General features: G+C 62.3%; 13 protein-coding genes. 10 read left to right on the plus strand and 3 right to left on the minus strand.

Features of this window, described 5'->3' with window-relative positions:
* Positions 1-17 precede the first annotated feature (17 nt).
* Entirely contained in the window at positions 18-731 is a 714-nt protein-coding gene (locus tag MTX36_RS00295; RefSeq protein WP_243617784.1) for a hypothetical protein, read from the minus strand.
* Positions 732-1013: 282 nt separating this feature from the next.
* Between MTX36_RS00295 and MTX36_RS00300 the strand changes: the two genes are divergently transcribed.
* The 7 genes from MTX36_RS00300 to MTX36_RS00330 all read left to right on the plus strand — a co-directional run bounded on the left by MTX36_RS00300 (position 1014) and on the right by MTX36_RS00330 (position 6166).
* Positions 1014-1922 (plus strand): Ig-like domain-containing protein, encoded by a 909-nt coding sequence (locus MTX36_RS00300; RefSeq protein ID WP_243617785.1) that lies wholly within the window; start codon positions 1014-1016, stop codon positions 1920-1922.
* Positions 1923-2136: 214 nt separating this feature from the next.
* The gene (locus MTX36_RS00305) at positions 2137-2637 is read left to right on the plus strand and encodes an alternate-type signal peptide domain-containing protein (protein ID WP_243617786.1); all 501 of its coding nucleotides are present in this window, start codon (positions 2137-2139) and stop codon (positions 2635-2637) included.
* 25 nt (positions 2638-2662) lie between these two features.
* The gene (locus MTX36_RS00310) at positions 2663-3202 is read left to right on the plus strand and encodes a hypothetical protein (protein WP_243617787.1); all 540 of its coding nucleotides are present in this window, start codon (positions 2663-2665) and stop codon (positions 3200-3202) included.
* A 26-nt stretch (positions 3203-3228) separates the two neighbouring features.
* Positions 3229-3951 carry a signal peptidase I gene (locus MTX36_RS00315; protein ID WP_243617788.1) on the plus strand — a complete coding sequence of 241 codons (723 nt, stop codon included), beginning with the start codon at positions 3229-3231 and terminating at the stop codon, positions 3949-3951.
* Entirely contained in the window at positions 3944-4528 is a 585-nt protein-coding gene (locus MTX36_RS00320; protein ID WP_243617789.1) for a SipW-dependent-type signal peptide-containing protein, read from the plus strand. Before MTX36_RS00315 ends, MTX36_RS00320 begins: the two co-directional genes overlap by 8 nt.
* Positions 4525-5124, plus strand: a complete 600-nt coding sequence (locus tag MTX36_RS00325; protein ID WP_243617790.1) for a signal peptidase I — start codon at positions 4525-4527, stop codon at positions 5122-5124. The genes MTX36_RS00320 and MTX36_RS00325 overlap by 4 nt, the downstream gene beginning before the upstream one ends.
* Positions 5117-6166, plus strand: a complete 1050-nt coding sequence (locus MTX36_RS00330) for a hypothetical protein (protein WP_243617791.1) — start codon at positions 5117-5119, stop codon at positions 6164-6166. The genes MTX36_RS00325 and MTX36_RS00330 overlap by 8 nt, the downstream gene beginning before the upstream one ends.
* A 229-nt stretch (positions 6167-6395) precedes the next feature.
* On the opposite strand, the gene MTX36_RS29700 is transcribed toward MTX36_RS00330, so the two are convergent.
* Positions 6396-8699, minus strand: coding sequence for an Ig-like domain-containing protein (locus tag MTX36_RS29700; protein ID WP_279394065.1), 2304 nt, complete (start codon positions 8697-8699; stop codon positions 6396-6398).
* 641 nt (positions 8700-9340) lie between these two features.
* On the opposite strand from MTX36_RS29700, the gene MTX36_RS00350 reads away from it, so the two are divergent.
* The 3 genes from MTX36_RS00350 to MTX36_RS00360 all read left to right on the plus strand — a co-directional run bounded on the left by MTX36_RS00350 (position 9341) and on the right by MTX36_RS00360 (position 13514).
* Entirely contained in the window at positions 9341-11473 is a 2133-nt protein-coding gene (locus tag MTX36_RS00350; protein ID WP_243617792.1) for a phosphocholine-specific phospholipase C, read from the plus strand.
* Between the two features lie 110 nt (positions 11474-11583).
* Entirely contained in the window at positions 11584-13017 is a 1434-nt protein-coding gene (locus MTX36_RS00355) for a cellulase family glycosylhydrolase (RefSeq protein ID WP_243617793.1), read from the plus strand.
* A gap of 206 nt (positions 13018-13223) precedes the next feature.
* Positions 13224-13514: a BldC family transcriptional regulator gene (locus tag MTX36_RS00360; protein ID WP_374230404.1), complete on the plus strand. Its 291-nt coding sequence runs from the start codon at positions 13224-13226 to the stop codon at positions 13512-13514.
* Between the two features lie 75 nt (positions 13515-13589).
* On the opposite strand, the gene MTX36_RS00365 is transcribed toward MTX36_RS00360, so the two are convergent.
* Complete coding sequence (locus MTX36_RS00365) at positions 13590-14495, minus strand: oxygenase MpaB family protein (protein ID WP_243617794.1); 906 nt, start codon at positions 14493-14495, stop codon at positions 13590-13592.
* Positions 14496-14512: the final 17 nt, after the last annotated feature.

Here is a 14512-nt window from a genome sequence, read left to right on the forward strand (position 1 = left end):
GGCCGACTTCTTACGAACTAGCTGCCGTTTTCCAAGATGCGGGAGATGGTGTCGCCGAGGACATCGCTGATAGACCCGGTTGAGGACATCTGACCGTCGGAGGATCCGAGACCGGCTCCGTCGAGGCTTCCGGTGGCCGATTCGCCGGCATTCTTGGCGCGAACAGTGAAGCACGAGTTCAGGTTCGGGAGCCACTCTTCGATACCTACGGTGCCTGCGACACCGATGCCGCCACTTGTCATCGTATCGCCGACCTTAACACCGGCGGGGACCTTGTATGTGATGTCAAGTGTTACCGGATTGCCGGAGTTGACAAACCATCCGGTGCTTCGGACTGAGTAGCCGGTTCCGTTGGCTACCGGCGTGACCGCCTCGGATTTCTGGCCACCAATAGCGTGGTAAGCGGTCACGCTGGCGCTGACCGGTGCACCGAATCCGGCAGGCGGGTAATCGGTGATTGTGTTGACGTACGGATTGCCGATTGAGGTGGTGCCGACAACCGTCTTGTAGGTCACTTCGGTGCCCGCAGCTACCTCTTTTTCGGTGACAGTCTTGCTGTAGTTGTGCGTGATCCACACGGTGGAGGGATTGTTCTTGCTCGCATTCGAGGTCTGCTGGCAGGCGGGGGCGGCGGAGGAAATTCCGGTGCCGATTCCGACGGTGACGCCGGCGGCAATGAGAGCCAAGGACGCAGTTGTGGCTACAGCCTGGCGCATTGAGGGACGAGACATTCTAGGGCTCCATTCGATTCATCAGGATTGCAGGTGCGTTCCGAATGCCCGTGCAGTTGGGCTGGGGGAGTGAGCGCCGTCGAAATGGTTCGGAACGCGCGAGCATGGCATCACCCTTTCTACTAGACCCTCGTCTGGTTTGCGGCGGAATGCGAGAACTGCAACAGGCCGCGCAGCGGAGCAGGCATTCGGACGAAAGATGTTGCACCCCAAATAACTTGACAGTGTCAACTTCGTCGAATCTCCGGACAGGACGGTTGTCCAACCTAGATGATGACCGGCATGCATCTGAACGATCGTGTTACTCGTTTCCCTCGGCGCAGCGCTGCGGTCTTCGCGACTCTGCCGGCCGCACTGCTCCTCGCGGCCTCGGGTGCGCTGCTCGCTCCCAGCATCGCCTCGGCCGCTCCGGGCGACGACATCACCGACTCGTGCCTGGAGATGTCCCAGAACAATGGTCCGTGGGTGTCGCCGGCAGTCTTCGAGCCCAGCGGTACCGGCTATGTCCCGATCCCCGGTGACTCCGGCACGGTGCTGACCTTCGATGTGCGCAACACCTGTGCCGTGCCCGCGACCCTCACCCTTTTCAGCGAGAAGTGGTCGGTTGCCGATGGCGGTACCGCGACAGTGCAGGGCCAGATCGGCAGCCAGAAGGGTCAGCAGGTTCAGATCGGTCCCGGTAAGGACTCGGCAACTCGCATTGAGTTGGCGAAGAAGGCTGTCACGACGAACATTGGTGTGGAGATCGGGTTCATCCTCGGCATTCCCGGTGGTGAGGTTGTGCAGGGCAACGAGATCAATGGCGGTTGGGGCCTGGCCTTGGTGGAGGACGAGGCCGCTGCAGTGGTTGCACCCGCTGCTCCCACCGGCCTGACTCTCGGCGCAACCGAGGTAGAGGCGGGTACACCGGTCAAGGTTTCCGGCAAGGCGCAGCCGGGCAGCGCCGTCACGGTCACGGGCGGCGGCGCGAGCTGCACCGCTACTGCGGACACGAACGGCAACTTCAGTTGCGACCTGACGATCGCCACGGTCGGCGATCACTCGATCACCGCTACCGCGGCGAATGCCGGCGGCACCAGCCCGGCCTCAACTGCAGTCACGGTGAAGGTCACGGCAGAAACCACCGATCCCGGTGGCAGTAGCAGCGGTTCCCTCGGCAGCCTGGACATTTTCGGCAGCCTCGGTAGCTAGCGCCCGGCCAATTCGGCCACACAATCCTCGCGATGCGCGGGGGACGGTATCGACCAGCCCTGCGCATCGCTGACTTCTCGGCTACCGATTTCGTTCGGCGGCTGAATCCCCACGCCCCTTTCCGGGGCTGATCCACCGGACTGCGCTTCTGCGCCGCTCGGGCTCAATCAAGCGCGTCGGATGTCCCGACGCGACAGCACAGGAGGAATACCAGATGAAGAAGACCACCAAGGGCGCCATCGCTGCCGGTGCGGCCGCACTGCTCCTCGCCGGCGGCGCGGGCACCATGGCCTCGTGGAACGCATCCACCAATGCAGGTGCGGCACAGACAGTCACGGCCGGTTCGATGGCGGTCGAGCAGACCGGTACCGGCACCTGGACGTGGGGAACTGGCGGAACGTTCAACCCCGCTTCGGACAAGATCGTGCCTGGCGACGTCGTCAAGTACACCGCCACCTACAAGATCGACCTCGTCGGCACGAACCTGAAGGCCACGCTGACGCCGTCACTTTCGGGCGTCTCCGGAGACCTGGCGAGCCAGCTCACGACGGCCGCCTCCAGCAGCACCCAGACGGTGTACAGCGCGGGCCTGAACCAGGTGGCCACGTTCACCACCGAGATCACGTTCAACAACACGGGGATTGATAACACCGGCCAGACGAAGACCGCCAGCCTCTCCGGCGGCGCGGTCACCCTCGAGCAGACGCTCTCCTAGTAATCCGTAACCAGAAGAAGGTCACGTGAAAACCCAGTACAAATGGGCGATCGCAGCGTCGTCGGTTCTGCTCATCGGGTTTGTCTCGGTGCAGCAGACCGGCGCGCTGTGGCGCGATTCAGTTGAATCACCCGGCGGCACCATCACAGCCGGTTTGCTCGATATCTCCGCTGGTACCGCCGGGGTCAAGCAGTTCAACCTCGACGGGTTCAAGTTGGAGAACAAGGGCCCGGGCGACAGTATTCAGATGCCCTTGCCGGTGATCAACTCCGGCAATGTGAAGATGAGCTATTTGCTGGAGGATGTCACCCTGGGCGGGGCCACCCCGCCGCCGATGAAACTGCGGGTGGCCACGGTGGCCAGCGAGGCTGCCTGCACGGCAACCGGTGATGTAGGCACCGAACTCTACGACGATGACATGGATGGGGCGGGGTTCGGAGCGCAGCTGGTCCAGCCCGGGCAGATGCAGGTGCTGTGCTTGCGGGCAACGCTGGGCTCAGCTGCGGCAGCCGCCCAGACGACCAACGCCACGTTCACCTTCGCTGCAAGCTCGGTTAGCCAGTAATGACGATCACCGCGAGAAGCCAGCGCGTGAGCGAGCGTGCCGAGCATCAACCTCGTCGCACTGCACACGCGGAAACGTCGAAGCGGCAACCTGATTCCGGGAACGGTGGAGGCGACAAGACTACCGTCTGGTGGTGGACTCGCACCATCGTCTCGTGGGTGCTGTTGCTGTTGATGGTCGGTTTTCTCGCGGTGATGGTCGTTATTCCCCGGCTCACTGGCTCGACCGCGTACACGGTGCTCACCGGCTCGATGGAACCGACGATGCCTCCGGGCACGCTCATCGTCGTCAAGCCGACCCCTAACGAGGACCTGGCGACCGGGGATGTGATCACGTTCCAGCCGGTTTCCGGCGATCCGGCAGTGGTCACTCACCGTATCGAGGGAATCTATTACACCGGGGAAGGGGAGCGTCGCATCCACACCCGCGGCGACAACAACCCCATCGCAGACTCGTGGTCGCTTGTGCCGGAACAGATTCGGGGTCGAGTCATCTACTCGGTGCCATATCTGGGGCGGGTGAACACGGTGATCAACGGTCAATCGCGGTCGATTCTCATCACGGGCGTTGCGGCGGCCTTGGGTGGATATGCGGTGTGGATGGTGATCAGCGGGTTGCTCGACAAACGCCGGGAGAACGGCGCGGACGGGGAACCGGTCGACGAACAGGGTTCTGATGCAGACGACTTGCAGGCTCATACCTTGCCGGTATCAACCACTGAAACGAAAATAGGACACGAGAATGTCTAACAACCAGCAATCGCGCGACAATGCGCGCTTCGGGTCGGGGATGCGCGGCAGTTTGGGCGAAACCGGCTGGACCCGTGCGCGTGCCGTCCTCTCTCTCGGCATGGTCTTGGGTCTCGGTGCGGTCGGCACGATGGCGGCGTGGTCCGACAGCGCTACCGCGACCACCGGCATGTTCAGTACCTCGTCGGTCCAGATGAAGATCGAAGACCAGCGGCCCACCGTTGCCTATGTTGCGCTCACCAAGTCCAGCATGCGGTTGGGTGAGAGCACGGCCGGTGAGATCGATGTCCAGAACACGGGCACGATCAACTTCAAATGGGCTGTGGCCAAGGCGTTTACCGGACCTGCGGACCTGGTCGACAAGCTGACTATGAGCGTGCACAAGACCGGCGCCAACAGTGGCAGCACCTGCACGGGGCCAGTGATCACCGAAGTCGACCGTATTCTCGCGGCCGGAGCCGAGGAAACAGTGTGCCTCCAGGTCAAGCTTGCTTCGGATGCCGGGATCAACGCGCGGTTCAAGATCGCCGACCTCGGCTTCAACTTCACCGCCGAAGGCGTTGTACCCACGCCATGACAGCCACCGATGAGTCGGCTGCACCGGGCCACAGCAGAGGCAAGGAGATCGCGCTCAATGTTGCCGCGATCGCCGGGCTGATCTGCATCATCGCCACTCTCGCCTCGATGTTGTTCGGGATCAAGCCCCTGGTGTTCCGCTCGGGTTCAATGTCGCCGGAGATATCTACCGGCGCAATGGCTTTGGCCAAGACCGTCCCTGCGACAGAACTGGTCGTCGGGGATGTGGTCAGTGTCAACAACGACCAGGGTGTGCGGATCACCCACCGCGTGGACAGTCTCGAGTCGACTGGCGGGGAAGTGGTGATCGCCACGCTCAAGGGAGACGCCAACAACGCGCCCGACCGCCTGCCGTACATGATCACCGAAGCGGACCATGTCTTCTTTCATGTCGGTGGTCTCGGTTACGTCGTTGCTTGGCTGTCCAGCCCGCTTGCCATCTTTCTCGGCGGCGGTCTGGTAGGCGCTGTGCTTGTCATTGCATTCGGAAAATCGAAAGACCGACGCTTGGCCCCTTCCGGTGCCGGCACTACGAACGACGCCCCCGTCGACTCTCACGAAACCCGCGGGGACCTTCAGGAGGCTCACAATGTTTGATCTGCGACGTGCTCGCGCCGGCAAGCTGTCAGTGCGATCCTTGATCGCTGTTGCCGGTGTTGCCGCAGCGACCTTCGGGATGGCGCAGACTACGGGGACGATGGCTAACCCCACGGATGCCGTCAGTACCACGGGGTCACAGTTGGCGACGGGCAACTTATTTCCGACGCCGCTCATCCCGGAGAATCAGTTCTGCTACACAAAAGGTTCCGGAAAGAATCAAACAGTGACGCTGGAATGGACTGCGGTGCCAGGAGCGACTGGCTATCGAGTCGAATTCTACGATTCGACCAACAGCAATCCGAGTGGTGTGCCTGCCCAGACAGTAATTGTGCCCAGAGTGACGGGAATCGATTTCGAGGCAGACAGATGGGCGAGGATTCGCACCTTGAATGGTCCTGCCGTCTCGTCAGGGTACAAAGCTGCAGGTATGACGTGGGAATACAGCTGGTCTGGGGTGGGTAATTTCTCGAAGTGCAGTGGAAATTACCGTCAAGTTGCCAACCAGCTGTGGGAGGACACCTACGAATGGGATCCGGCAACACCGGACCCCAATGGCACCGCAGCACGGGGGATGGCACCGGAGGTGATGTCGATTGATTCACCGCAGGAGCTAATCGAGCCGCCAATCGAGGCCCCCACGGCTTACGGAACCACCACACCGGCCCCGACCACTACGACCGAGGCTCCGGACTCGACCACGACAACTGAGGCTCCTTCTAGCTCGACGACTACTCCGGCTCCGACCACCTCACCGGAGACCACTCCGACCGAGGATCCGAAGCTGGTGCTGACGGACACTGTCGAAAGTGGCGGTCTCACCGCAGGCTGGACCGTGGGCGGGAACAAGGTTGCAGTTGTCGACGCTGACGGCAACGAGTTGGCAAGCGGCCGCGCCGAATCCGGCTCGACCCTGCACTGGTTCGATGGCCAGCTGTGGATCGTCGGAAGTACCCAGGTGTACCGCATCATGGAGTCGCCGCAGGACGGCAAGTGGAAGTTCTACAAGGATAGCGGGCAGAACATGCCGGACTTCGGTTAACAGTTAACCGCTAGCCCTCTCTGCTGTGCCCCCGAGTCCCCCCGGGCTCGGGGGCACAGCCGTCTGTCGGTTCGGGTTCGGGTGCTCCGAACTCTTGACCCTTGTTGGTGGGCGAGATTCGGATGATCCCGGCCGCACCGAAATCCCTTGCTGTGCAGACGGGTATGGCCCCCGCCGAGATTTCCGGTGGGGGCCACACTCATATTGCTAATTTCAGGGGGACGAACCCTCAGGATCCGAAGATGTTGCCCAGTGATCCGAACAGGCCGCCGCCGTTGCCGGGGGCGTCGGTGACTACAACGGTGCTTTGCTCTGTGGTCGAAGAGCCGAGGTGGCCCGGGGTGCCGCTGAAGACCGCGGTGATGTGGCTGGTGCCGGCAGTCAGGAAGATGTGCGAGAGCGTGGCCTTGCCGTTGACCAGTGCGACCGGATCACCGATCAGTGTGTCGCCGTCCTTGAACTGGACGGTGCCACCGGCCGGGGTGGGGGAGATCGTGGCGACCAGATCCACGGCGAGACCTGTTGTTGCGGTGGGGAGCAGGGTCAGCACCGTAGTGGTGGCTACGTCGGTGGCGGTGGGTGCCGTCACCGTGATGGTGTGTACACCCGAGGTGGAGGTGACGAATCCGGTTGCACCGGAGTAGACGGCGGTGATGTTCTGGGCGCCGACGGTGAACTGCTCGGTGATGGAGGCATTGCCTTCGGAGTCAAGGGCGACCGGTGCGCCGAGGTCTTCGGTGCCGTTCTTGAACTGGACGGTTCCACCGGTCGGTACTGGTGAAACCTGTACTCCCAGAACTACGTCTGTGCCGGAGACTGCGGTGGCCGGGGCCGTCAGCACCGTGGTGGTGGCGACGTCGGCTGCGGTCACCGCGACGGTGTGCGGGGTGGAGGTGGAGGGCTGGAATTCTGCGGCGCCGGCGAATACGGCGGTGATGGAGTGGGTTCCGGCTGCCAGTGGTGCTGTGGTGGTGGCGTTGCCTTGGGCGTCGAGTTCGACCGGTGCGCCGAGGTTTTCGGTGCCGTTCTTGAACTGGACGGTGGAGCCGGCGGCCGGGGTGGGTGAGACGTTCACGTTCAGTGCGATATCGGTGCCGACGACGCCGGTGGTGTCACCGCCGACAGTGGTGGTGGTTGCGACGTTGGCCGGGGTGACGGCGACGGTGTGTGGGGTGGAGGTGGAGGGCTGGAATTCTGCGGCGCCGGCGAATACTGCGGTGATGGAGTGGGTTCCGGCTGCCAGTGGTGCTGTGGTGGTGGCGTTGCCTTGGGCGTCGAGTTCGACCGGTGCGCCGAGGTTTTCGGTGCCGTTCTTGAACTGGACGGTGGAGCCGGCGGCGGGGGCGGGTGAAACGTTGACGGTCAGTGCGACATCGGTGCCGACGACGCCGGTGGTGTCACCGGTGACGGTGGTGGTAGTGGCGACGTTCGCGGGAGAAACCGTGATGTTGTGTGCATCCGAGGTCGAGGTGACGAATCCGGTTGCACCGGAGTACACGGCGGTGATGCTCTGTGCGCCGGTGGTGAACTGCTGGGTGATGGAGCCCTTGCCGTCAGCGTCGAGGGCGACGGCGGTACCGACATCAGAAGTGCCGTTCTTGAACTGGACGGTGCCGCCGACCGGGACGGGGGAAACCTGCACGTCGAGAACCACGTCCGCACCGGCGACTGCGGTGGCTGGGCCGGTCACAGCGGTAGTGGTCACGACGTCAGCCGCAGACACCGACACGTTTTGCGCTGCCGAGGTCGACTCGTTGGCTTTTGTCGTTCCCAGGAACTTCGCGGTCAGGCTGCGTGCGCCTTCCGCGGCTGGGGTCCACGCGAAGGTGGCAGTACCGGCGGCGAGGGTGCCTTCGCCGAGCTTGGTTGTGCCGTCGTAGAATTCGACGGGATTTCCGTCGGCTCCGCCGGTCACGGTCGCACTCAGTGCCGTCGACTGGCCAACCTTTGCGCCGGTGACCGGTGCGAGCGCTGTTGTCGAAACGTTCTTGCTCACCGAGACCGACGGGCCTTTGGTGGCGAAGGTACTGAAACCGAGATCGCCGTTGTAATCCATCCCCGTAACCAGCGGGACACCACGGGCGCAGTCGGCACCGACCTTGTACGAGAACACGAACGTGGCCGGCGTGGTGCCGCCGTTCGCGAAGTTGTCGACCACCCTCGCCAAGGTCGTGGTGGCCGTGGGGCTGCCGACCATTGCGAAGCCTGCCTCCGACGTCGAGGCGATCGCGTTGCCGTTGAGCTTGGCGGAATTAGGGACGTAGGTCAGACACGTCGGGTGGAAGTCCTTGACCATCCAGAGCAGTTCGGCTTCCTTGAATTGGGCCCGCTTGAAGGTGGTCGAGGAGGTGATGATCTCACCCTCGACCGGGGTTACGTTGCTGATGGTGCGGCTCAAGTTGGTGTTGCCGTCGGCCCAGCCAGTCGTTAGCGGTCCCGCATTTGCGACTCCACCGCCGATTGAGACCGCGAATCCAGCGGCCACAGCAAATGCGCTCAGGCCTCCGACCGCGCGAAGAGTGTTGCTCTGCATCGTTTTCCCTTTCTTTGGGCGTCCAGGTAACAGCCCTGAAACGAGCGCCTAGACGAGCGTCCAGTTAATCGATCCGGCTCAAAGTAGCGCAATCGACCAGCAATTAGGGAGAATCGCGATAATTACGGCAATTGGGAGAGCTGGGCAGTGCATTCATTCATGCGGCCGGACGTCTCGGGTGGCAGATTCGGTCGCGAGATCGGAGCAGGGTGTCAACTTATTTGCTGTCAAGTTGTTTGGAGTGCAACTGTTTTCAGGTCCCAGGGGGTCGATGGAGCAGTGTTCAGGCTATCGGTGACGGTGGGCGCTCGCAGTCGACTATTCTAAAAATTCAACTGCCGGTTCATGACTGTCAGCCAGAGAATTGGTTGTGCGAAAGAATAGCTAGACGGATGGTTGCTGGTCAGCGCCCTTTTTGTCACCGGTCGTCGGCTGATACGGGCACGACCGACGGGCGAAATTGGGCCCGAACCGGCGGAGCCTGTACCTCGACGACACCGCAGATCGTGCGATCTCAACAACTTGACAGTGCCTCCGAGGAGCACAGTGAAAATGGCGATTTCGCCACTCCAACTGGACGATTGGTCTACAGTTCCGAAATTAGAAGTCCTGCACTGTATTGATCCGGCGATGGAGCCCACGTGCCTTTGAATTCTCTTTCTCGACGAATGTTCTTGACCGCCGGCGCCGGCGCGGCAGCTGTCGCTGCCACCTCGATGCTGCCGCCGTCGCTGCAGCGCGCAATGGCTTCGCCGGTACCTCCGGGAGGACTCGACTCCATCGAGCACGTAGTCCTGGTCATGCAGGAGAACCGCTCGTTCGACCACTACTACGGAATGCTGCGCGGCGTAAGAGGATTCGGTGACCCCAACGCGTTGACGTTGCGGGGCGGGGGCTCCGCGTTGGAGCAGCCTGGACCGAACGGTCCGGTGCTTCCGTTCCCGATCCGGGACTCTGCCGCCGCGCAGCAGATGGACACCCAGAACGTCACCGGCCTCGACCACAGCTGGGACGGCGGCCACAAGGCCCTGGCGGACGGCTGGCACGACGGCTGGATCGAGGCCAAGACGGCCTCAACGATGGCCTACTACGACCGCCGCGACATGCCGTTCCACTACGAGCTCGCGGATGCGTTCACGATCTGCGACGCCTATCACTGCTCGGTGCCGACGTCGACCAGTCCGAACCGCAACTATTGGGTGTCCGGGTACACGGGATTCGAACCCGCCGGCCTGAATCCGTTGGGTTCGATGGATTCGTTGGGTTCGGCCGGGTCGTCGGAATCCGGAGGTCCCGGGGGTCGCGCCGTCACTAACGCCGCGTACAACCCCTGGCATGCCGGCTACGGGTGGACCACCGTTCCGGAGCGGCTGCAGGCCGCCGGCATCAGTTGGAAGACGTACCAGGAGTGGGACAACTTTCAGGACAACAACCTGGAGTACTTCACCACCTTCAAGAAGGTGGCGGCTCAGCTACTCAGCGTGATCCCCTTCCAAGTGCAGACACTGGCCGGGCTCTACCTGGCGCTGCCCGAGTTGCCTGCTGCGGCACAGGACACGGCGGTGCGAGCCCTCGCGAATGCGGCGGACGGACTGTCTCCCGCCGACCGCGAGTTGTACGACCGCGCGCTGTATCGATCACGGCCGGGCACGCTTGCCGCCGAGTTCCGTAGGGATGCCGAGTCGGGCACACTGCCACAGGTCAGCTATCTCGTTCCGTCCGAGGTTGATTCGGAGCATCCATCCGGATCGTCGCCGGCGGCGAGTGCGACGCTGCTGTACCAGGTGCTCGACGCGATCGCTTCCGATCCGGCGCTCTGGGCGAAGACGGCCGTGATCGTCAACTTCGACGAGAACGATGGCTTCTTCGACCATGTGCCGCCGCCTCGTCCGCCGTTCTCGGTCGGTTCGGAGTGGGTGGGGGGTCAGCCGCTCGGGCTCGGTCCCCGGGTGCCGATGACGATCATCTCGCCGTGGACCGTCGGCGGATTCGTGTGCTCGCAGGTCTTCGACCACACGTCGGTGAATCAGTTCCTGGAGAGGCGATTCGGGATCACCCAGCCGGAGATCGATCCGTGGCGGAGGACGGTCAGCGGGGACCTGACGTCGGCCTTCGACTTTGCGAACCCGCGAAGCCGGCCCAACCTCGTCCGCCCGCAGCCCACCCCGCCGCTCGAGCCGAGGTGGACCCCGACCCCACCGGCCTTGCAGCACATGCCGGTGCAGGAGAGCGGTACCCGTCCCGCTCGGGCATTGCCGTATCAGCCGGACGCGTATGCGACCGTGGACTCCGGTGCGCATTCTCTGACGGTGCACCTTGTCAACGGCGGTGCCGAGTCGGCGCACCTGGCCTTGTATCCCTACGCGGGGGAGTTCGACCTACCGCGGCACTACGACGTCCTCGGGGAGGCTGACGACACCGTAGCCCTCGAGGGTTCGCAATACAGCCTGACCCTGTTGGGCCCCAACGGTTTCAGACGCGAATTTGCCGGGTCGATCGACGGCGCGGCAGCTGCGCTCGACGTGTCCACCCGGGTCGACGCGTCGGGGGGAGTAGTCGATGTGACTGTGGCTAATCCAGGTTCCCGCGAACTGACCGTCGTGATCGGCGGACAGAGTCGTCTGATCGCGGCAGGCGGTAGCGCGTCGTGGACGGTGCTGTCGGTGGACGGCTGGTATGAGGCTGACGTGACCGTCGGCGAGGACCCGGACTTCCGCCGCCGGCTCGTCGGACATATCGAGAACGGCACCAGCAGCGTCAGCCAACAGGCATGATGTGGCGACGAGTAATCAAGTCCAGATCTAAATCCCTAGTGGGACAGGTTGATCAATCAGATCGTTTAGTAGGAGGTTCTGTGCGTCGAATACAGTTCGTATCACTTATCATGGCGGGTTCGCTCGCCCTCGGTGCCGGTGTTGCTGCGGCACAAGGCAGTTTGGCGTCATCAGGTGGAAGTGACGTTGCGCCGTCCTACATTACGGACGACGACGGCCGTTCCCTGATCCTGCGAGGGTTCAACACCGCCTCCAGCGCCAAGAGCGCACCGGATGGCATGCCGGACTTCACCGAGGCGGACCTCGACCGCGAACAAGCCGACATGGGAACGAACTTCGTGCGTTTCCTGATCTCCTGGCGCTCCGTGGAACCCGCACCAGGACAGTACGACCAGGCATATCTGGACCGCGTCGAGGATCGGGTCAGCTGGTACGCCGAGCGCGGCTACAAGGTGATGCTCGACATGCACCAGGACGTGTACTCCGGTGCAATTACTCCGGCGGGCGACGGCGGCAACGGTGCCGGCAACATTGGCAACGGTGCACCGGCCTGGGCGACGTTTATGGACGGCCTCGCGGTGAAACCTCAGCCCCGCTGGGAGCTGTACTACATCCAGCCCGGCGTGATGCGCGCGTTCGACAACTTCTGGAACACCACCGGCAAGCACCCCGAGTTGGTCGAGCACTACGCGAACGCCTGGCAGGCAGTCGCCGAGCGTTTTGCAGGCAATGACACCGTTGTGGCGTACGACTTGATGAACGAGCCCTTCGGCGGTTCCATGCAGGGTCCGTCGTTCGAGGCCGGACCGCTCGCAGCGATGTATCAGCGGACCACCAACGCGATTCGTCAGGTCGACCAGGACAGCTGGGTATGTGTCGCCCCGCAGGCTATCGGTGTCAACCAGGGACTTTCCAGCGGGCTCACCAAGATCAACGACCCGCGTGCCGGCGAGCAGCGAATCGCCTACTGCCCGCACCTCTACCCGCTTCCCCTTGACCTCGGTGACGGGTACTCGGGTTTGTCACGCACCCTCACCGACGCGACTATCACCGCCTGGCGCGCCGACATCGAACACGTCGCCGGCGACGTACTCGGCGGCGTACCGATCATCATCGGAGAGATCGGGCTCGACACCACACTGCCCGGAGCCACTGACTACATCGATCGTGTGTACACGAACGCTCGAGAGATGGGCGCAGGTGTCGCGTACTGGTCCAGTGATCCCGGCCCCTGGGGTCCGTACCTGCCTGACGGATCACAGACGCTGCTCGTCGACTCTCTGAACAAGCCGTACCCCCGCGCGGTGGCGGGCACGCCCACCGAATGGTCGTCGACTGTCGACCGCCTTCAGTTGACGTTGACTCCGGACCCCGCAGTCACGGCACCGACTGAGATCTACTTGCCCGAGAGTGGGTTCCCCGGTGGCGTCAAGGTTGAGGGTGCTGACGTCGTGAACTGGGATCGCGACAGCCGATTGCTGACCGTCCGGACGGCAACTGGCGCACCTACCGCGACTGTCACGGTAACCCCAGCGGGTTCATAGCCGGCGGTTTGTCGCTTGACAATGTGACGCCCTTGCCACGCTAGGCAATTGGCAAGGGCGGCTAGGCATCAGTGGTTTACGGCTCGGCGTACGTGAGATTGATCAGAATCTGACTTTTGCGTGTGTCGAGCCGTCGCTGAGATTGCTCGATTATCCAAAAATTACTAAGTACTGTGCTTTAGCAGCGATGGGGAGTTGTCATAACCATGCGAATTGATCTCGGTGCGAGGGAAGTCGTCAGTGGGGTTGAAGAGATGACGGTCGATGCGGCGTTGCCGGAAGCAGCGGCTGTAACCAGTCGACCGATCGACGAGGAATTTCTCACTCCGAAAGAAGTCGCAGTTCTCTTTCACGTCAACTCCAAGACTGTCGGTCGGTGGGCGAGGACCGGAAAGATTCGATTCACAACCACCATCGGTGGACATCGTCGCTATCGCAGTGCGGAGGTGCATGCCCTTCTCCGTGCGCTCGCGCTTTCTCCCTCCGGTGACGGTTAGGAACCTGAAGTACGCGATTGAACGCGTTGTACTGCACCGCAACATTTTTGTCGGAATGAATAGGTGTTGGGCTGCCTACACGAGATTCTTGCTTCCCTTGATTCGACGACGAATGTCGCGCATCAGCATCGTATTGCCACCGTGACGAATGAACCTGGGAATGAACCGGTTGGCAAACGAGACGAAGATGAACAGGTTCTCGAATCGGCGCCGATCGTCTTCGGTCCAGTCGAGTTGGAGTTGATTGCGATAGATCGGCGGAAGAAATCCGATTGTCAGGAAGCGCAGTAGATTTCGGAACGGAAGTCGTAGAGGCCATGCAATCATGCGCAGGCCTATGAGGTCGTTGAGGAACTGTTTTGTCCTCTCGTCCATCACAACTCGTTCGCAGCCGATGTTCCAGTAGCGCTCGAAATCTGCGCGCGTCGCCGGCCACATCTCTTCGGTCACCTGAAGGGTGGTCCCCAGCGTTGATGCCGACTGATAGAAAGCTTCGGCCTGTTCTTCGCTCATCTTGCCGTGCAGCAGTTGATGGCTGTCCTCGAATCCAATGAACAGGCAAGCGGCGACCCACATCTGGAGCTCGCGATTGAACGCGTTGTACTGCACCGCGCTGTTTTCGTCGGAATGAACATGACGATGGACGGAGTCCACAGCCTTTCGGTAGGCGATTCGCTCGGCCTCGGTGCCGAGAATGGCAACACTCAGATACTGCGTGGTGGAGCGGGCACGCTTCCAGGGATGGACCATCAAAGCACCCGACTCGACTTTGCTCTCCATCACGCCGTACGCAACTTCGGGCCATCCGAGTTGCTGCACGACGTTGGCAGCAGCGCCTGCGAAGGACCAGAAGTCGAGTGCATCGGTGATGTTCGCGGGGGTCCTGGTCCACCGCTTGCGTTGCGTTGTAATGGTTATGCGCGTCTGATCCGTCGACAGAGATGATTCGGTCTGCGCCGAATCCAGGTACTTCGCGGGCATCGGTCCTCCGGAGTCGG

The organism is Rhodococcus sp. ARC_M6 (assembly GCF_022810305.1).
Taxonomy (GTDB): domain Bacteria; phylum Actinomycetota; class Actinomycetes; order Mycobacteriales; family Mycobacteriaceae; genus Rhodococcus_F.

What these genes read in the sequence shown, in the direction of transcription:
- MTX36_RS00295 (WP_243617784.1), bottom strand. Translation starts at nt 731, where the DNA reads ATGTCTCGTCCCTCAATGCGCCAGGCTGTAGCCACAACTGCGTCCTTG.
- MTX36_RS00300 (WP_243617785.1), top strand. Translation starts at nt 1,014, where the DNA reads ATGCATCTGAACGATCGTGTTACTCGTTTCCCTCGGCGCAGCGCTGCG.
- MTX36_RS00305 (WP_243617786.1), top strand. Translation starts at nt 2,137, where the DNA reads ATGAAGAAGACCACCAAGGGCGCCATCGCTGCCGGTGCGGCCGCACTG.
- MTX36_RS00320 (WP_243617789.1), top strand. Translation starts at nt 3,944, where the DNA reads ATGTCTAACAACCAGCAATCGCGCGACAATGCGCGCTTCGGGTCGGGG.
- MTX36_RS00325 (WP_243617790.1), top strand. Translation starts at nt 4,525, where the DNA reads ATGACAGCCACCGATGAGTCGGCTGCACCGGGCCACAGCAGAGGCAAG.
- MTX36_RS00330 (WP_243617791.1), top strand. Translation starts at nt 5,117, where the DNA reads ATGTTTGATCTGCGACGTGCTCGCGCCGGCAAGCTGTCAGTGCGATCC.
- MTX36_RS29700 (WP_279394065.1), bottom strand. Translation starts at nt 8,699, where the DNA reads ATGCAGAGCAACACTCTTCGCGCGGTCGGAGGCCTGAGCGCATTTGCT.
- MTX36_RS00355 (WP_243617793.1), top strand. Translation starts at nt 11,584, where the DNA reads ATGGCGGGTTCGCTCGCCCTCGGTGCCGGTGTTGCTGCGGCACAAGGC.
- MTX36_RS00360 (WP_374230404.1), top strand. Translation starts at nt 13,224, where the DNA reads ATGCGAATTGATCTCGGTGCGAGGGAAGTCGTCAGTGGGGTTGAAGAG.
- MTX36_RS00365 (WP_243617794.1), bottom strand. Translation starts at nt 14,495, where the DNA reads ATGCCCGCGAAGTACCTGGATTCGGCGCAGACCGAATCATCTCTGTCG.